Annotated in this window: 19 protein-coding genes; 10 read left to right on the top strand and 9 right to left on the bottom strand. The window is 67.7% G+C overall.

All coding sequences use genetic code 11. The features are described 5' to 3' along the window. Positions 1-42: 42 nt before the first annotated feature. The gene (locus ACFWO8_RS01770) at positions 43-1,755 is read right to left on the bottom strand and encodes an ABC transporter substrate-binding protein (protein WP_378940588.1); all 1,713 of its coding nucleotides are present in this window, start codon (positions 1,753-1,755) and stop codon (positions 43-45) included. Positions 1,756-1,966: 211 nt separating this feature from the next. Between ACFWO8_RS01770 and ACFWO8_RS01765 the strand changes: the two genes are divergently transcribed. Both ACFWO8_RS01765 and ACFWO8_RS01760 read left to right on the top strand, forming a co-directional pair. Further along, the gene (locus ACFWO8_RS01765) at positions 1,967-2,602 is read left to right on the top strand and encodes a hypothetical protein (protein WP_378940587.1); all 636 of its coding nucleotides are present in this window, start codon (positions 1,967-1,969) and stop codon (positions 2,600-2,602) included. Beyond that, on the top strand, positions 2,599-3,315 hold the full coding sequence (locus tag ACFWO8_RS01760; protein WP_378940586.1) for a hypothetical protein: 717 nt from the start codon (positions 2,599-2,601) through the stop codon (positions 3,313-3,315). The genes ACFWO8_RS01765 and ACFWO8_RS01760 overlap by 4 nt, the downstream gene beginning before the upstream one ends. Positions 3,316-3,332: 17 nt before the next feature. Here ACFWO8_RS01760 and ACFWO8_RS01755 read toward each other — a convergent pair whose 3' ends face one another. Both ACFWO8_RS01755 and ACFWO8_RS01750 read right to left on the bottom strand, forming a co-directional pair. Further along, positions 3,333-3,911 (bottom strand): TetR/AcrR family transcriptional regulator, encoded by a 579-nt coding sequence (locus ACFWO8_RS01755; RefSeq protein WP_378940585.1) that lies wholly within the window; start codon positions 3,909-3,911, stop codon positions 3,333-3,335. Between the two features lie 51 nt (positions 3,912-3,962). Continuing rightward, positions 3,963-5,063 (bottom strand): agmatine/peptidylarginine deiminase, encoded by a 1,101-nt coding sequence (locus tag ACFWO8_RS01750; protein WP_378940584.1) that lies wholly within the window; start codon positions 5,061-5,063, stop codon positions 3,963-3,965. Between the two features lie 189 nt (positions 5,064-5,252). On the opposite strand from ACFWO8_RS01750, the gene ACFWO8_RS01745 reads away from it, so the two are divergent. Next, positions 5,253-6,209, top strand: coding sequence for an alpha/beta fold hydrolase (locus tag ACFWO8_RS01745; RefSeq protein WP_378940583.1), 957 nt, complete (start codon positions 5,253-5,255; stop codon positions 6,207-6,209). Between the two features lie 75 nt (positions 6,210-6,284). Here ACFWO8_RS01745 and ACFWO8_RS01740 read toward each other — a convergent pair whose 3' ends face one another. Beyond that, positions 6,285-6,914 (bottom strand): class I SAM-dependent methyltransferase, encoded by a 630-nt coding sequence (locus ACFWO8_RS01740; RefSeq protein WP_378940582.1) that lies wholly within the window; start codon positions 6,912-6,914, stop codon positions 6,285-6,287. A gap of 121 nt (positions 6,915-7,035) precedes the next feature. Here ACFWO8_RS01740 and ACFWO8_RS01735 point away from each other — a divergent pair, with 121 nt between their 5' ends. Continuing rightward, positions 7,036-7,899: a DoxX family protein gene (locus ACFWO8_RS01735; RefSeq protein WP_378940581.1), complete on the top strand. Its 864-nt coding sequence runs from the start codon at positions 7,036-7,038 to the stop codon at positions 7,897-7,899. 235 nt (positions 7,900-8,134) lie between these two features. Beyond that, positions 8,135-8,425, top strand: coding sequence for a hypothetical protein (locus tag ACFWO8_RS01730; RefSeq protein WP_378940580.1), 291 nt, complete (start codon positions 8,135-8,137; stop codon positions 8,423-8,425). Here the strand turns inward: ACFWO8_RS01730 and ACFWO8_RS01725 are convergent. Further along, positions 8,422-8,745, bottom strand: coding sequence for a hypothetical protein (locus ACFWO8_RS01725; RefSeq protein ID WP_378940579.1), 324 nt, complete (start codon positions 8,743-8,745; stop codon positions 8,422-8,424). The genes ACFWO8_RS01730 and ACFWO8_RS01725 overlap by 4 nt on opposite strands. A gap of 19 nt (positions 8,746-8,764) precedes the next feature. Then, complete coding sequence (locus ACFWO8_RS01720) at positions 8,765-9,250, bottom strand: MarR family winged helix-turn-helix transcriptional regulator (RefSeq protein ID WP_378940578.1); 486 nt, start codon at positions 9,248-9,250, stop codon at positions 8,765-8,767. A gap of 68 nt (positions 9,251-9,318) precedes the next feature. Between ACFWO8_RS01720 and ACFWO8_RS01715 the strand changes: the two genes are divergently transcribed. Next, entirely contained in the window at positions 9,319-10,755 is a 1,437-nt protein-coding gene (locus ACFWO8_RS01715) for an MFS transporter (protein ID WP_378943062.1), read from the top strand. On the opposite strand, the gene ACFWO8_RS01710 is transcribed toward ACFWO8_RS01715, so the two are convergent. Then, entirely contained in the window at positions 10,752-11,492 is a 741-nt protein-coding gene (locus ACFWO8_RS01710) for a helix-turn-helix domain-containing protein (protein WP_378940577.1), read from the bottom strand. The genes ACFWO8_RS01715 and ACFWO8_RS01710 overlap by 4 nt on opposite strands. A gap of 395 nt (positions 11,493-11,887) precedes the next feature. On the opposite strand from ACFWO8_RS01710, the gene ACFWO8_RS01705 reads away from it, so the two are divergent. The 3 genes from ACFWO8_RS01705 (at position 11,888) to ACFWO8_RS01695 (ending at position 14,682) form a co-directional block, all read left to right on the top strand. Continuing rightward, positions 11,888-12,472, top strand: coding sequence for a CHAP domain-containing protein (locus ACFWO8_RS01705; protein WP_378940576.1), 585 nt, complete (start codon positions 11,888-11,890; stop codon positions 12,470-12,472). Between the two features lie 188 nt (positions 12,473-12,660). Next, positions 12,661-13,809: a hypothetical protein gene (locus ACFWO8_RS01700; RefSeq protein ID WP_378940575.1), complete on the top strand. Its 1,149-nt coding sequence runs from the start codon at positions 12,661-12,663 to the stop codon at positions 13,807-13,809. 162 nt (positions 13,810-13,971) lie between these two features. Continuing rightward, entirely contained in the window at positions 13,972-14,682 is a 711-nt protein-coding gene (locus ACFWO8_RS01695; protein WP_378940574.1) for a DUF1906 domain-containing protein, read from the top strand. Position 14,683: 1 nt separating this feature from the next. Here the strand turns inward: ACFWO8_RS01695 and ACFWO8_RS01690 are convergent, their stop codons facing one another. Next, on the bottom strand, positions 14,684-15,034 hold the full coding sequence (locus ACFWO8_RS01690) for a hypothetical protein (protein ID WP_378940573.1): 351 nt from the start codon (positions 15,032-15,034) through the stop codon (positions 14,684-14,686). A gap of 99 nt (positions 15,035-15,133) precedes the next feature. Continuing rightward, a complete protein-coding gene (locus ACFWO8_RS01685; protein ID WP_378940572.1) occupies positions 15,134-15,853 on the bottom strand; it encodes a hypothetical protein in 720 nt (239 codons plus the stop codon). Positions 15,854-16,177: 324 nt separating this feature from the next. On the opposite strand from ACFWO8_RS01685, the gene ACFWO8_RS01680 reads away from it, so the two are divergent. Further along, the gene (locus tag ACFWO8_RS01680) at positions 16,178-17,434 is read left to right on the top strand and encodes a mannosyltransferase (RefSeq protein ID WP_378940571.1); all 1,257 of its coding nucleotides are present in this window, start codon (positions 16,178-16,180) and stop codon (positions 17,432-17,434) included. Position 17,435: the final 1 nt, after the last annotated feature.

Here is a 17,435-nt window from a genome sequence, read left to right as displayed (position 1 = left end):
CGCAGGCCACCAGCCGTGGTGACGGCCGGTGGCCTGAGGTCGTCAGTGCCCGTGCTCTTTCGAGGCCGGTGGTGCGGTGACCGCGGTGGCCGGTGCGGTGCCGGTGAGCTCGACGATCGCCTTGACCGTGCTCGAGTGCGCGGCGGTCACGACGTCTGCCGGGAGGAACGACCACTTGTGGACGATGCCGTAGCCGGGGCTCTCGATCCAGCCGCCGTAGGTGTGCGAGACGGCCCAATGCTCTTCCGGGTAGAACAGCGGCACGGTCGTCGGTGCCGCGTTGTGGATCGTCTGCAAATCCTGCATCACGGCGATGCGGTTCTCATGGGTGGTTTGTGCCAGCCACTGGGTGTACTTCTGGTCCCACTCGGGCCATGCGGCGTTCGTTGCCCAGAGGTACCCGGAGCGGTGCGACATGATGAACTGGTCGGGGTCGGCGACACCGTGCGCGCCGATCGAGCTCACGGCGAGGTCGTAGGTCTTCGCGGTGGAGCGTGCCGCGAGCGCCGCGGCGTCCATCCCCTCCAGCTGGACTTCGATGCCAACCTTGCCGAGGTCCTCGGCGGCCAGTTCCGCGGCCCGAACATCTTGCGGCAGAGCCGAATTCACCAACATGGTGAGGGTGAGCGGTGTGCCGTCGATCTCACGCACGCCGTTGTTATCGGTGTCGCGGTAGCCGAGCTTGTCGAGCGCGCTGACACTCGCGTTCCGGTCGGTCGGCGTGGAGTTCTTCGCGTTCGCGAACGGGGCGTCGGGGTGCGGGTAGCCCTGGGTAGCAGCGCGTCCCTGGCCGAGTGCGACGACGTCGAGCATCTGCTCTTTGTCGATGGCGTCGGAGAGCGCGCGACGGAACTCCGGCTGATTCAGCGGCGCCTTGCCGAAGTTCATTTTGATCTCGGGGAAGCTCAGTGCCTGTGTCGTGATCGAGTCGAGGCTCTTCGACTGCTCGAACTGCGCGACGAGTTCGGGGCTGACCGTGCGGGTGGTGGCATCGATCTCGCCCGACTGCAAGGCGGTGAACGTCGCCGACTGGTCGGTGATGACCGGCATGGTGAGGGTATCGACCGTGGGTTTTCCGGCGAAGTAGTTCTTGTTCGCGCTGAAGGTGTATCCCGAGGTGGGGCTGTAGGCCGTCAGCTGGTACGGCCCGGTTCCGATCGGCAGCGTCTGCACGGTTTTCGCCTTGGTCGGGTCGACCCCGGCCCAGATGTGTTCGGCGACGATCGGCAGATCCGCGAGGGTGACGCGGGCGAGCGACGGGCAGGCGTCACGGCATTCGAAACGCACTGTGTCAGCGTCGATCTGGGCCACGCGATCGACGTACGGGGTGTCGTTGACGTGGTGTGTGTAGCGGCCGGTAGGCGCCTTGTGCATGTACTCGAAGGAGAACACGACGTCGGCCGGTGTGAACTTCTCACCGTCCTGCCAGGTGACGTCGGTGCGCAGATCGGCTTCCCAGGTGGTCGGGTCGATGTGCCGAACCTGGGTGGCGAGCCACGGCTGCGGGTCGTCGACGTAGGGCGACGGCGCCAGCAGCTTGTCGTAGACGAGTTCGATGAGCTGATCGCTCGCCCCCGCGAACAGGTTGATGGGCCCGGAGTCCTTGTCCAGCGCGATGGTGAGTTCGCTTGCGGTGTCGGGTCCGCTCGGGCCGGCGCTCGCGTCGCTGGAATCTGCGCTACAGGCGCTCAGGGCGACAGCCAGGGCGATCGCCGCGCTGACGGTCGGCAAGGCGCGGTTCGGACGGTTGGTCATGGAGCCTCTATTCGGGAGTCAAGACGTGGCGCGGGAGGCTGGAGAGCTTCGGACGCCCCGGGTGGAGCATAGGATAGCCTCACCTAATATGAAGGGGAAATCGGGTACACATCTCCGATTTCAGCGCTGTGAGGTCGCCGAGTGGACCGCTCTGGTCTTAGGTTAGCCTCACCATAATTATTCCGTTTCCGCCTCCGGTCAAGGAGTCTCGATGCCGCCGATCCTGCAACTCGTCCAACGTCCCGCACGGGCGGAGGACACGCCTCGCGTCGCCGTCCGCGACGTGTACGACCTCGACGGGATCGACCTCGACGCCTTCGCGGGTATCGCGGTCAGCGGTGCCTGCGATCAGCGCTTCCTCGCCGCACGGGCCGATCGGCTGTCGGCCTGGGTGCGCGCGGGCGGGCGCATCCTCGTCAACGGACACCCGATGGAGCGGTTCATCGATGGCATGCCGAAGCATCGCAAGCTCGACTTCCACACGACGCGCGACCTGTGGCTCACCGAGACGGGATCGCATCCGATCTGGGATGGCGTCGACCGCCGCGACGTGCTCTTCAACACCGGCGTGCCCGGAACGCACTCGTTCGCCGATCTCGAGCGCATCGGCGTAGCGGGGTTCTATTCGCACGCCTATCTCGTCGATCTGCCTGCGGACACCGTCGTGATCACCGGGATCGGTCCGGGTCGCCTCCCGGTGGACGTGGCCTACCCGCTCGGAGCAGGCGAGGTGATCCTGCATCTCGGCAACGACATGGCGGCGTTCACCCGTCCAGGCACTTCCGCCGCCGAGGTGGGCGAGCGCACGCTCGCCCACCTCGAGGGCGCGCTGGCGGTGGCACGATGACCCGCGTCGCCTTCGTCCACACCGGTAGCTTCTTCCACCTCTCGGATCTGCGCGATCCGGCCGTCCGCGCGATGGATCTGACCGACGTGTACGCACCCGATCTGCGGCCGGGCGGACTCGACGGATTCGACGCCGTCTATGTCGCGGCCAGGCTGCACCCGGGTGTGCTCGCGCGCATCGCACCGATTCTCGTCGGCTTCCTCGACACACCCGGCGCGCGGATGTACATCGACGGCGAGAACACCGTCGGCGACTGGCTGCCCGGCACCACCGAGACGCTGCGCGGCACGAACTTCTGGGCATGGCGGATCGGCGAGGACGTCGGACGGCGCTCGGTCAATCGGGAGCACCCGTTCTGGGACGGCCTCGCCGACGATGCGGTGCACTGGCACTATCACGGCGTGCTCACCCACCCCGAGACCGCCGTGCCACTGGTTCGGCTCGAGGAACTGGACCAGGGGAAAACGGCACCCGACGATCCCTGGGGCAACGCGTACCGGGCCATTCCCGGACACAGCAACACCCTGATGTACTACGACGCGGGCACGTTCCCCGCGGAGGTCGTTGTCAGCACGATGGACGCGTCCTTCCACCACGGCTCGGGTTTCATGCCGGGCGCCACGCAGCTGATGTACCGGATGATGCACTGGCTGCGCGGCGCGCGCCAGCGACGTGGCGGAGCCAGTGCACGCGAGGAGCTGATCGTGCCGTAGCCGGAGCCCCGCCACCTCTAGGAGTCGCCTCGTTTGGTGGGGAGTTCGAGTTCGATTGCGCCGGTGAGGAGTTCGCGGGCGCGGTCGAGGTCGAGGGAGCCGCTGTGCCAGCGTTCGCTGAGGCCTTCGACCAGGGTCGTGAGGCGTTCGGCGCTGGCGGTGGGGTCGACGGTGGCGGCTACAGTGCCGGAGTCCGTGGCCTGGCGGATCAGGGTTTCGACGTCGGAATTCCAGGCTTCGGTGGTGGTGCGCAGGGGGGCGCGGAGGTCGGGGTCGAAGGCGGCGCTCGCGCGTAGTTCGCCCCAGGCGATGCTGATTTCGCGGACTTCGGGGGCGTCCTGGAGTTCTTGCAGGAGCATCTGTTCGACGCGGGCGCGGGGGTCGGTGGCGGTCGAGTCGGTGTAGGACTGGGCGCGGTGGTTGATGTGTTCCAGGGCAGCGCGCAGGACGCCGGCGCGGTCCTTGAAGTGGTAGTAGATCAGCGCCGTTGACACTTCGGCCGCGGCAGCGAGCTTTTCGATCCGCAGTCCGCGCACGCCGTCCTGAGCGATGACGCGGACGGCGGCTTCCAGGATCTGGGTTCGACGTTCCGACACGATTCCTCACAGTAGGGCCGGGCGCCCGGCGGCGAATCCGCCGGGCGCGGCTCAGTCGACGGGTTCCTGCTGCGTGGTGCAGTGGATGCCACCGCCACCAGCGGCGATGCCGTCGATATTGATCTGCACCACGTCGCGGCCGGGGAACAGTCGCGTCAGAGTGGCCGCGGTGGCGCTGTCGGCGGCCGGGTCGCCGAACTCGGGAGCGATGACGGCACCGTTGCAGACGTAGAAGTTGATGTAGCCGGCGGCGAAGTCGTCGCTCTCGAACTGTTCACGCACGGTCGACGGCCCGGTCAGCACCTCCACCTGCACGGGGCGGCCGTGGACGTCGGTGGCCGCACGCAGGATGTCGAGGTGGCGGCGGGTGACGTCGTAGTCGAAGGAGTCCGGGTCGTTGTCGAGTCCGGCCACGACCACGCCGGGGCCGGTGAAGCGGGCGTAGAAGTCGGTGTGCCCGTCGGTGATGTCGCGGCCGGCGATGCCGGGCAGCCAGATCACCTTCTTGATGCCGAGCAGGTAGTCGAGCTCCTCCTCGACATCGCGCTTCTTCCAGCCGGGGTTGCGATTGCTGTTGAGCACGCAGCTCTCGGTGATGATCGCGGTGCCCTCGCCGTCGACCTCGAGCGCGCCGCCTTCGAGCACCAGATCGGTGTGCCTGGTCTCGACGCCCGCGCGCGCGGTGACGAACTCCGCGACCTTCGCGTCGGCGCGATACTCCTGCTTGTCGCCCCAGCCGTTGATGTTGAAATCCACACCGGCCTTGGCGTTTCCGCTGCGCACGAACACCGGGCCGGTGTCGCGCATCCACAGGTCGTCGAGGTCGGTGGGGATCAGCTCTACGTTCGCGGTGCGGATCAAGCGCTGCGCCTGGGCCAGTTCGCCGGGGCGCACCAGCATGGCGACCGGTTCGAAGCGGGCGATCGTGGTGGCGATGGTGGCCAGATTGCGCTGCACCTCGGGGACCAGGTCGGCGCCCCAGATCCGTTCATCGGCCGCGAAGGCCATCCAGGTGCGCTTGTGTGGCTGCCCCTCCTCTGGCATGAACCAGGGCCTGCCGTCGTCGGTTGTCGTGCTGGTGTCAACACAGCCTGTGCCCAGCACACTGCCGAGTGCGGCCAGCGTGGTCTGGACGAACGTGCGTCGTCGCATCTGCCTTCTCCTTCCGGCTACCAGCACTGTAGAACCTGACTGAAAATTTAGTCAAGGACCGTGACGGGTGGCACCTTGGTGGGATTCTGCGCACCCTCGGGGGAGCGGCCCCAGCACTCGGGGTCCTGATAACGGCACCTGATCGGGCGCAGAGTTGATGCTGTCACCGCACGCGAACCGGAGGTTCCGATGTCGAACATCAGCTCGATCGCCCACTCGGGCGAGCGTCGTGTTTCGGTGACGACCGGTGACGGTGTGGAGCTCGCGGTGCGGGAATACGGTCGGCGGGACGCGGATCTGACGGTTGTCCTGATTCATGGGCACTGCCTGCGGACCGAGTCGTGGGCGGAAGTGCGGGACGCGTTGTTGCGCGAGCACTCCGATGCCAAGGTCGTCTGCTACGACCATCGCGGGCACGGTGACTCCGCCGCGGCGTCGAGGCAGACCTACAACATCGAACAGCTCGCTCATGATCTGCACGAGGTGCTCGACATCGTTGCCCCGACCGGGCCGGTCGTGCTGGTCGGGCATTCGATGGGTGGCATGACCGTGCTGACCTACGTCGACCGGTACCGGCACGAGGTGGGGACCCGCATCGTCGGCGTCGGGCTCGTCGCCACTGCCGCGAGCGGACTCGCCGACGCCGGCTTCGGGCGGCTGCTGCGTAACCCGATCATCGCCGGCTTCCAGGCGGCGGTTCGGCGGGCACCGCGCCTGATGCAGCACGTGAAGCTGCTGGCCTGCAAGGTTTTCGCCCCGGTCGTTCGCGCCGCCGAGTTCGGTGATCGCAAGGTCAGCCAGCGTGTGCTCACGCTGGCCGAGGCGATGCACAACGCGACGTCGATCGTGACCATGGCCAGCTTCCTGAGCGCCTTCAAGACCTTCGACCGCACCGCCGCCCTGTCCACCCTCTCGACCATCCCCACCCTGATCCTGTGCGGCTCGGCCGACCTGATGACACCCCCGTCCCATTCCGTCGCCATGGCCGCCGCCGTCGACTACGCGGATTTCGTGCAGATCGACGGCGCGGGCCACTCGGTGATCTTCGAGCAGCCCGCGCAGGTCGCCGAGGCGGTGGCCCGGCTGGTCGGTCGGGTGAACCGCGCCGACCGGATCGAAGCCGCCCAGCTGGTCCTCGCCGCTTGAGCCGGCCGAGAGAGGCACGACCGTTCATGACCATGCGCGGCCCATGAGCTCGGCCGTGTTCAGGTCCTCAGCGAGCTAGCTCAGTCGGTGCAGGTCGGTATCGGATGACGACTTCGCTACTGCCAGCGCTGCGTGGGAGCGGACGTCGCCGGATGCTGGGTGTTGGAGGCGGGCCTGTTCGGTGAAGCCGGCTGTGGCGAGAACCTCGGCGAGGGTATCGGTGGGCCAGCGGTAGGCGGTGGTCACTTTGTGGGGGAAGGATTCGACCGTGTCGGTGGATTCGAAGAAGCCGATTACCAGGCGGCCGCCGGGGGTGAGTACTCGGTGGAATTCCGCCAGCACGGTGGGGAGTTCGGTGGGGTCGAGGTGGATGAGGGAGAACCACGCGAGGATGGCGGGGACGGAATCGGTGGGGGCGTTCAGGGTGCGGAGCGAGCCGAGTTCGAAGGGGACGCCGGGGTAGGTGGTTCGGGCGTGGGTGATGAATTCGGGGACCATGTCGATGCCGGTGGCGGGGATGCCCGCGTCGGTGAGGAATTTGGTGAAGTGGCCGGGGCCGCAGCCCAGGTCGAGGACCGGGCCGGGGGACAGATGGGTGCGGGCGAAGGTGGTGTCCTCAGGGTCGAGGAATTCGAGGTGGCCGCAGACCTCGATGTAGAGGGTATGGATGGCCGAATACGCGGCTTGAACGGTGTTGTCGGGCACCCGGTCGACACTAGCCACTGGACAGGGCATGCCCGGTTCCGTCCATCGTTTGTCCTGGGGGGACCCGGGTAGTCGAATGTAGGGAGCCGTTTTCCCAGTCGTAGACACGAAGGGATCGACGATGCCGATCAAGCCTGTTCGACGCATTGCTCGCGCGCTGCTGGGGACCACATTCGTGGCCGCCGGAGTGAACGGGTTGATGAATCAGAAGCCCCGCGCCGACGCCGCGAACGCGCTGGCCGAGAAGGGCAGAACCGGTCTGCCCGACGCGCTGGCCGCGCGGGTGCCCGACGATCCGAGTCAATTCGTGCGAATCAACTCCGCGGCGCAGGTCGTCGGTGGGTTGTTGCTGGCCACCGGACGGGCACCGCGACCCGCGGCGCTCGTGCTCGCCGCGACTGTCGTACCGGGGACCGTCACCGAGCAGGACTTCTGGGCCGAGAACGATCCCGACCGCAAGGCGGCCAAGCGGGTTGGCTTCCTGAAGGATCTCGGACTGCTCGGCGGATTGATGATCGCGGCGTCCGACACCGAGGGCAAGCCGTCGCTGGGGTGGCGGGCTCGCAAGGCGTTCTCGCGCGAGGAACCGCGCATCGCGGCCGAGGGCGCCGCTCTCGCGGCGGCGGCCAAGGTTCGGGGCGCGCAGATCGCCGATGTGGCCCATGGGCAGGGCGAACATCTGGCGGTGGTCGCGAGCGAGCGTGGTTCGCAGCTGGCCGAGATCGCCAGGGAACGCGCGCCCCAACTGGCCGAGGCGATTCGCAACCGCGGTGCGCACCTGGTCGAGGTCGCCAAGGAGCGCGGCCCAGAGGTCGCCGAGGTGGCGCGGACCAAGGGCGCTCATTTCGCTGAAGTCGCCAAGGAGCGGGGCCCTGTGCTGGCCGAATCGGCCCGGACCCGCGGATCGCACCTGGTAGACGTCGCCAGGGAACGCGGCTCCGACCTGGCGGAAGCGGCCCGCGAGCGCGCGGAGAACAGAACGTAGCCGCGAACTGCCTACCTCACCGGCGAACCGGCCGGTCAGTACGCGGATGCCCCGACAATCGTGGTCTGGTGCGCCGATCTGGTTGTGGCGCACCATAGACACGGGGTCGGGCAAACCGACGGACTCACCGCGCAGGCCGATATTCGGAGCAATCCGGGCGAATTCGGTTTGGCGGTGAGTTCTGGTGTGAATACTGGGCATTCGCAATATATTTCGACAGAGTGGGATCCATCTGATGTTGTCCGGTCGTGAAACGTCCAAGCCGTATGCCGTTCGAGTAGCAGTGGTGGGAGCGGCGGTGCTGGTCGGACTGCTCGGTTCAGCGGGAACCGCCGCGGCACTTCCGGGTTCGGGCTCGGCATCGGGTTCGGCCAGTGGCTCCGCGGACCTGGCATCGGGTTCGGCGTCCGGTTCGGCGTCGGTCGGTCCGGCGACGGCGGCCGGTGCCTACCTCACGTGGCAGTCGGCGCAGTTCATCCACAACACCCTGCGCATGCTGCTGTCTGTCCCGATGCGCAACATCTAGTTCCAGGTCTTTTCCCAGCGCTCGGCCGCCCAGTCGCGCACCTCGCCGCTGAGCAGAATCGCGGGAAGCAGTAGCGCGAAGCCGATCAGCAGGATCGCCAGCCGCACCCACACGCTGAGTTCGCCGAGCGCGCGCAGCAGCGCGGGCAAGACGCAGACCACGGCGAGCACGACGAGGACGATCGCCGCGAGATTGTGTCCGGGCCCGGCGATCAGCGCGGCGCAGATGCCGAAGCACAGACCGAGGACCAGTCCGCCGACGCCGACGAAGTAGTTGTCCCAGGAAAGCCAGCTCGGGCGGGTAGACCGGTGAGTGACCACGCCGCGCAGCCTAGCGCGATCAGCCTTCGCTGTGCGGCGGTCTGGGCCACGGGTTTTGCTCCAGCTGTTCGACCGACCGATTGAACTTGCGCATCAGCCTGCTGAGCTCGGTGACATCGCCATCGTCCCAGTCGGCGACGACCTTGCCGATGTCGCTGCTGCGGTGCCGCCGGTCCGCCGCGAGCGCGGCCTTGCCGTCGGCGGTGGTCTGGATCTTGCGCGCGACGCCGCCGTCCGGATCGGGCACCCGTTGCACCAGTTCCTGTTTCAGCATCGCGCCGACCTGCCGGTTGATGGTGGAGATGTCGAGCTGGAACGACTCCGACAGCTCGCGCAGGCTCAGCGGTTCGCCGAGATCGAGCCGGGTCAGGATGAGAAACGCCGAACGGTCGAGCAGGAAACCGGGGCGCCTGCGGGTGGTCGTGGGGAAGTACCGCGAGATCAGGTTCAGCTCGAACACCAGGCGGGTGAACGGGGTGTCGTCGGCGGCGCCGGAATCGGACATGTGCCAACTATGTCGCGTGGGTCACCCCGGAGCCAAATTGTGTACTATGCACATGCTGTGTACCGTCCATATTCGTGTCTGTCACTGCCGCCGACGTCTCCCCGGCCACCCCCGAAACCCGCCGCCCGGCCCCCGCCGTGCTGATCGCGGTGCTCAGCACGGTCGGCATCGTCGTCTCGCTCATGCAGACGCTGGTCATCCCGATCATTCCGTCGCTGCCGACCCTGCTGAACACCTCGGCGTCCAATGCCTCCTGGGTGGTCACCGCCACCCTGCTGGCGGGTGCGGTCTCGACGCCGATCGCCGGACGACTCGGCGACATGTTCGGCAAACGGCGCATCCTCGTCATCAATCTCGGCTTCATGATCGTCGGCTCGGTGGTCTGCGCGCTCGCGAACTCGCTGCTGCCCGAGGTGATCGGCCGGTCGCTGCAGGGCGTCGCGGTGGGCGCGATCCCGCTGGGGATCAGCATCATGCGCGACGAACTACGGCCCGAGAAGGTCGGCGGCGCGATGGCCGTGATGAGTGCGACCCTCGGTGTCGGCGGTGCCATCGGCCTGCCGTTCTCGGCGCTGATCGCGCAGAACGCGAACTGGCACGTGCTGTTCTGGACCGCGGCCGGGCTCGGCGTGCTGTGCGCGGTGCTGGTGTTGGTGTTCGTGCCGGAGTCGCCGGTGCGCACGCCGTCGCGCTTCGATTTCGGTGGTGCGGTCGGGTTGTCGATCGCCCTGCTCACCTTGCTGATCGGCATCACCAAGGGCGCCGACTGGGGCTGGGCGAGTGGCTCGATCCTCGCGCTGTTCGGTCTGTCGCTGGTGAGTTTCCTCGGCTGGGGCGCCTATGAACTGCGCCGGTCCTCGCCACTGGTCGACCTGCGCGTGTCGGCTCGCCCGCGCGTGCTGTTCACCAATATGGCCTCGATCGCGGTCGGCTTCTCGCTCTACGGCATGTCCCTGACCTTCCCGCAGTTGCTGATGGCGCCCGAGGAAACCGGCTACGGTTTCGGGCTGTCGATGGTGGTCGCGGGCCTGGCGATGGCGCCGACCGGTCTGGTGATGATGCTGCTGTCCCCGGTCTCGGCGCGGCTGTCGGCGAAGAAGGGGCCGAAGTTCACGCTGGCGCTCGGCTCGGCGGTGATCGCGCTCGGCTACCTGTGCGCGGTCGTCATGATGGACACCGTGTGGCAGATCGTGCTGTCGGCGGTCATCGTCGCGGGCGGTGTCGGCCTGGCATACGCGGCCATGCCCGCGCTGATCATGGGTGCGGTGCCGCTGAGCGAGACCGGCGCCGCCAACGGCCTCAACTCGCTGATGCGTTCCATCGGCACCTCGACGTCGGCGGCCGTGATGGGTGTGGTGCTCGCGCACATGACGATCAACCTCGGCCCGCACGTGCTGCCGTCGCGAGAGGGTTTCCACACCGCCTTCTTCATCGCGATGGCCGGTGCGGTGGCCGCGATCGTGCTGACCGCCTGCATTCCGCTGGGCAAGGCCGACAAGAACTAGATCTCCTCGGTCGCCGGGCAGAACGTGATCAGCGACCACTCCCGGCGCGGGTGCGCGAACTCGAAATTGAGCATGGACATGAGGGTCGGCGCCCCGGTGCCGGGATCGCGCAGCGTCAGGACCGGGCTGTCGATGTCGTGCGGTTGTTGCGGCTCGGTAGTCCACAGGTGCTCCCACTCCGGTGCTGCCGAGCACGCCGCGACGAGCTCGTCGATCCGCTGCTGCGGCACCACGCCCGGGCTCATCACCCGGAACCCGTAGACACTCAGATGGATCTGCTTGGCCCACTCGATGACCACCGTGCGGGAGATCGGGTCGAGCAGCATCCATTCGAGCAAGGTGGTGCCGGGGACCAGCCCGGGAAAGAACCGCTCCCACGCCGCGTTCACGGCGAGCACATCGAAGGTCGGGTACACCTGGACGCTGGCTGGGTGGGGCAGGCTGTGCAGCAGAACCAGATCCGCCGCGGGCAGGTCGTTGAGCTGGGTGGGCGCCGGTTCGTCGTAGCGATGCGACAGCGACAGCGCGACGAGGTGGTTGCGGAACACGTCGGGCACGTCCAGCGCGTCGAACAGCGCGGTCAGCGCCTCCAAAGTCGGTACGCGCGTGCCCTGTTCGATCTTCTGGATGAGCGCGGGCGAGATGCCTGCCGCCTCGCTCAGCGCCGCCCTGGTCAGTCCCGACGATTCGCGGCGTTCACGCAGATGCCGCGCAATCGGCGCGTGCGGGTCTTCCACGTGGTGTTCCTCTTTTCGGTTGCCGGTACAAATTGGGACAGTCGCCCAGCTTGACCGAGGGTAAAGGTTTCGCAAAACTCATCACAGCCGGGCGGGACAGCGCGTGGTTGTTCGACCAACGCGCACCGGCCGATTTTCGGTTCAGTGCTGGTCGGGCCAGTGTGTTCCGGAGCGGATAGTGTTCGATTCCACCTCTGCGCGGACGAATTATCGCCGGAGGGGACGGCGCGCGCTCGGTTGTGCGCGCCGAGAGCGATTGCCGGGCTGAAAACCCGGGTGGCGCAGGGGTCCATCCGGTCCTCGCCCCGTCCGCTTCGGAAAACACTCGTGATCGGGAACCGAAAGCGCTCGTGATTCGTCCAATAGGTCAGAAGGATGAACGAGAGTGGGGGGCGATGACGCAGATTCAAGCCGAACGACCTGGACGACGCACGTCCTGGATCGCCGGAATCTCCGGGCTGCTGGCGGCGGCGACAGTGGTGGCCGTCGGGCTGGTGTGGTGGCAGCACGATTGGGGCGATCAGTTCCCCGCACTCGACAGCGAACACCTCGACGAACAGCAGATCGTGCTCGTCGACGTCTTGCGCCGCGAGCACGAGCAGCCCGGTGACGGCCCGAAGTACGCCGAGGGTGTTCAGGAGGCCTGGTGCGCCGACTTCGTCAGCTGGACGATGCGCGAGGCGGGCAGGCCGCTGGCCAACCCGAACTCCGGTTCCTGGCGCATTCCCGGCGTCTACACGCTGCAGGAGTACTACCAGCAGGTGGGCCGCTTCACCCGACCCGACGTCGGCTACCGGCCGCGCACCGGCGACGTGGTGCTCTACGGGCCCGACAGCCCGCTCGGTCAGCACACCAACATCGTGTTGAAGGCCGAGGGCGACACGATCACCACCATCGGCGGCAACGAGATGGGCGGGGTTCGGGTTCGCACGATCACACCGGCTGAGACCGCCGATCTGGTCGGTTATGGAAGATTCTGAAATCGATTGGCGCTCAAGACAACTGCGGTGATCCTGGACGGCGGTACCACGCCGATACCCGTACGATGGATGTCGCGGCGCCCGGCAGCGCCGTTGCCGGCTCCTCCGTCCTGCTTCCCCCTCATCGGCAGGACGGGGGAGTTGTGCCACCAGCAGGGGGTTCGCGGTCGTCACGTACCGTGTTCGATGTGCGTGTGAAGGTGGGCGAGAAGCCACGTCGTGACCCGATGTGGATCGAGTACGCCGATTTCGGTGAACGGTTCGTCACCTACGCGGTGACCGAGGAGCGCATCACCGCCGCGGTGTCGGGGATGACCGGGCGTGGCGTGAAGATCGGGCCGTTCTCCCTCGGGCCCGCCGGACTGGCCGGTTTCGTCGCCGAGGGCACGCTCGGAACCCCCGTGGTCACCCGCACGCCCGGCGACGCGCTGAGCTTCGGCGTGCGGATCCCGCTGACCCTGGCCGTGAACCTCGTCCTCGGTGGACGCAAACTGCGCCTGGCCGCCGTGGTGGAGATCGGGCTCACGCTGCATGCCCGCACCGCCGCGCCGCTGCTGGTCGTGATCGATGTCGCACCGGTGATGGCCAAGGATGTCAGCTTCACGCTGCGCGCCGAGGCCATCGACAGTGCGTGGGAGATGCTGCTCGACCCGATCGCGGGCCTGGTGCAGCGCGAGGTCGCCAACCGGGTCAACGCCATCGTCGGCGATCCGAAGGTTCGCTCGGAGCGGGTCTTCGATATCGAGGCGATCCTGGACGGCTACCGCTCGCCGCACCGCAACGACACCGTCTTCGAGTGGATCGACTACCGCGAATTCGGTCTGCGCTTCTTCACCACCATCGTCACCAGGGATCGCGTGCACGGTGTGGTCGGCCAGCTGGCGGGCAGTGCGATCGAGATCGGACCGCTGGCCGAGGGTCCGCGCGGCGCGGCCACGGTGACCGTGCGCGGCGCGATCGAGCAGCCGCGCGTGGTCGATCGCGGCCTCGGCGCGCCGGGTGACCCGCGGATCTTCGACATGACATTGCCGGTCGGGCTCGACATCACCGTCGACGTGCTCAAAGCCAACCACTACCGCGCCGACCTGGAGATTCCGCTGGTCCTCACGGCCAGGGCCGCCGAGCCGTTGCAGATCGTGATCGAGGTGCCGCCACCCGCGATCGAGGACATCTCGATGGAATTCAGCGCGAAGGGCCTGCGCGCGGCGACCCTGGCCCGGCTGGCCGGGATCAAGCGGCAGATCGTCGGGCAGGTTGTCGCGGTGGTCAGCACCGAGTTGGCCGATCCGACCGGTCGCACCATCGACGTGGGCGCGGCGATCGACGGCGCGACCTGAGTCTGTGACTCGTGGGGCGAATGTTGCCGTTGGTTCTGGCGGTTCCCCTGGGGTTGTGGTGCAATGAATCGCACGTTCTAGACTCCCGGCGCGCGATTTTCGGGGAAGGCGCGCCGGGTTCGCTTGCCGGTTGAAGGTCGGGTTGCGCGAAGGAGTCCTGCGATGCGTTCTGTTCCGGTGACCAGGCGGAAGTTCTTCGGCTTCGCCGCCGCCGCGGCCACGATCGGGGCCGGCCTCGCCGCCGCGCCCGCCCGCGCCCAATCCTTCGGCACCATGGTCGACTACGCCGCGGGGGTTCCCTCCGCCGCGTCGATCGCCTCCGAAGGCCACATCGGCGTCATCCGCTACGTCTCCGAGCGCAGGCCGGGCGCGGAGTGGATGGCGGGTAAACCGCTGTTGGCCGCCGAGGTCGAAGACCTGTGGGCCAACGGTCTGTCGATCGTGTCGAACTACCAGTTCGGCAAGGGCCCGACGGCCGACTGGCGCGGGGGCCTCGAAGCGGGCAAGGAACACGCCGAGCGCGGCTGGGCCATCCATGTCGCCGCGGGCGGACCCGACACCGCGCCGATCTACGCCTCCATCGACGACAACCCTTCGGTCGAGGAGTTCGACGAGATGATCGCGCCCTATATCGAGGGCTGGCAGTCGGTGCTCGGACCCGAACTCGTCGGCATCTACGCCAACGCGCCGACCATCGACCGCGCACTCGACGCGGGCCTCGGTTCCTGGTTCTGGCAACACAACTGGGGTACCGAGCGAGGTTTCGTGCACGGCTCCGCGCACCTGCACCAATTCGAGATCGACAAGCGCGCGATCGACGGCATCGGCGTCGACCTGAACCGGGTACTGGCCGAGGACTACGGCCAGTGGTGAACTAGGTCTGGCAGTGGCAGGTCGCTCCGCAGCGAATATCTGGCTCGTCGTCGGGCATCACGCGCAGCGCGGGCCTCATCTCGGGTTCGGCGAGCACCCCGCGCCACGACATCAGCGACCACCGCGACAGACCCGACAGCGCCGACCCGATACTGGCGAACGACAGCGACGAGATCGCCGACCCGAACGACCCGATCGACCCGACGGACAGCACCGACCCGACACTGCCGATGGACAGCACCGAATAGGCCGATCCGATCGACAGGATCGACCCTTCGGACCGATAAGACAGGATCGACCGGCTGCTCCGAATCGACCGAACGTTCCGGGAAGAACCATGCGTGGTCGCCATCGTCTCGGTTTACCACATCGCGATGCCCGCGGGAACAGCCGAAAATAACTGAGCCCGATCCGTTCTCGAGGAACGAATCGGGCTCAGTGTGCGTCGTGCTCAGACGGTGAAGAAGCCCAGGGTCGGCAAGAACGTGCAGGTGCGCGGTGCGGCGCCCTCGGCGGCGGTGGTGAGCGAACCCGAGATCACCGCGACGACGCGGCCGTGACCGGTGTTCGCGACGGCCGACAGGGTGGCCGGACCACCGGGGTTGATCTTGGCCTCGTCGGTCAGCGTCTGGATCGCGGACTGGCGGGTGTCGAGGTTGAGCCACTGCACCGTCATCGGCGGGTTCTGCTCGCCGGTCGGCGCCTTGGTGCCGAGTGCGGTGAACACGAAACCGGCCTGCCCGGCGGCGGGGCCGGGCGGGGGCAGCTGCGCCGGACCGGCGACCGCGAGCGCGGTGCCGACCGAATCGGCGCCGTCGCCGATGCAGCCCTTGCCGATCGTCGGGTAGAGGAACTGCGCGATGGCCGGGCCGTCCTGCGGGAGTTCGGGACCGCCGCCGCCGCTGCCGTCGAGGAAGGTGATGATCCGCTCGAGGGTGGCCTTGATGGCGGGCGGCAGGTTCAGCGTGGCCAGCAGTACGCGCGCCTGATCGAGCAGGGCGGTCTGCGGGCTGGCGATGTCGGCCGGGCCCGCGACCAGTCCGGCCACCGCGGGGGCGAAGGCGGCTAGCGCGTCGACCGGGACGCCTTCGGGCACCATCGGGACACTGATCGGCGCCGCCTGCGGGGCGGGCGCGGGCGCGGCGACGGTCGATGCCGGCGCAGCCAGCATGGCGCCTGCCGCAAGGGCGAGAGCGGTCGTTACGATCCGCGATCCTCGGCTACGAAGCACTTGTCCAGCCGTCCTTACCTCGATGGAGCGATGGGCGAGGGTTGTCGAGCCCAGCATGTCGGGGGTCACTCTAAGGACAACGCCGCCGTGTTGTACAGCCGCCGGGCCCAACGCGGCGCACCAGCCGAAACCATGTTCATCGACGTTAGTCCCGCATGCTGTTACACCTGGGGATGTTGATGTAAATGTTACCCATGGTGTCGTCGTGGCCGGTGGTCGCGGGGGACCGGTCGGCGCCTGGTTAAAGTAGCGGAGCACCGCGAAATGGCGCGCGACGCCTCCCATCCGACCGAAAGCCTGGCCTTGAACAGACACCTCCGATGGGCTCTCGCGCTGCTCGGACTGTCCGTGCTCGCCCGGCTGGCCTGGATGCTCTTCGCCCCGAACGGGCTCAATGTGGTCGATCTGCACGTCTACGTGGACGGCTCGGCCGCGCTGCTCACCGATCGGCTCTACGACTTCACCTACTCGGAGGTGACGCCGGACTTCCCGCTGCCGTTCACCTATCCCCCCTTCGCCGCGCTCGTGTTCTTCCCGCTGCACTATCTGCCGTTCACCCTCGTGGCGGTCGGCTGGATGCTGGCCACGGTCGCCGCCCTCTACGGCGTGATCCGGATCAGCTTCGAACTGCTGCTCGGCGCGGAGAAGGCCAAGCGGACGCCGTGGATCACCGCGGCCGTCGGCTGGACCGCGCTCGGCGTGTGGCTCGAGCCGGTGCGAACCACGATCGACTACGGCCAGGTCAATGTGTTCCTGGTGCTCGGCGCGATGCTGGCCGTGCGCAGTGCGCGCTGGTGGATCTCGGGCACCCTCGTCGGCGTGATCGCCGGGATCAAGCTGACCCCGGCCATCACCGGCCTGTATTTCGTGGCGCGGCGGCGCTGGGCGACGGTGCTGTGGTCGGCGGCGGCCTTCGGGCTGACCGTCGCTGTGAGCTTTCTCATCAATGCCCACGAGGCGAAGCGCTATTTCGGCACCTTGCTCGGCGATGCCGACCGGATCGGCCCGGTGGGCTCGGTGTGGAACCAGTCGCTGCGCGGTGCGCTGAGCCGCATCCTCGGTCACGACGTGCAGTCGGGGCCGTGGTGGCTCGCCGCGGTCGCGGTCACGGCCGTGCTGGCGTTGTGCGCGTGGCGCACCCTCGACTCCGACGACCGGCTCGGCACCCTGGTGCTGGTGCAGCTGTTCGGGCTGATGATCTCGCCGATCTCCTGGTCGCACCACTGGGTATGGCTGATCCCGACCGCGCTGTGGCTGCTCTACGGCCCGCTGCGGGCCGAGCGGGTCGCGCGGATCATCGCCGGGTTCTGGGTGTTGACGATGCTGGTCGGCGTGCCGTGGGTGCTCTCGTTCGCGCAGCCGACGATCTGGACCATCCCGCGCCCGTGGCCGCTGGCCTGGCTCGGCGCGGTCGATGTGATCGGCGTGTTCGTCCTGTTCGGCTGGCTGATCTGGCACGGCCGCGACACCCTGCGCGCGCAACTCCCCGGCCGTCGCACGGCCGAGGTGCCCGCTGGCTGAG

The organism is Nocardia sp. NPDC058480, from assembly GCF_042720495.1.
Taxonomy (GTDB): Bacteria; Actinomycetota; Actinomycetes; order Mycobacteriales; family Mycobacteriaceae; genus Nocardia.
The sequence above is the reverse complement of the archived record's forward strand: the minus strand, read 5'-3'. Positions and strand labels throughout refer to the sequence as shown.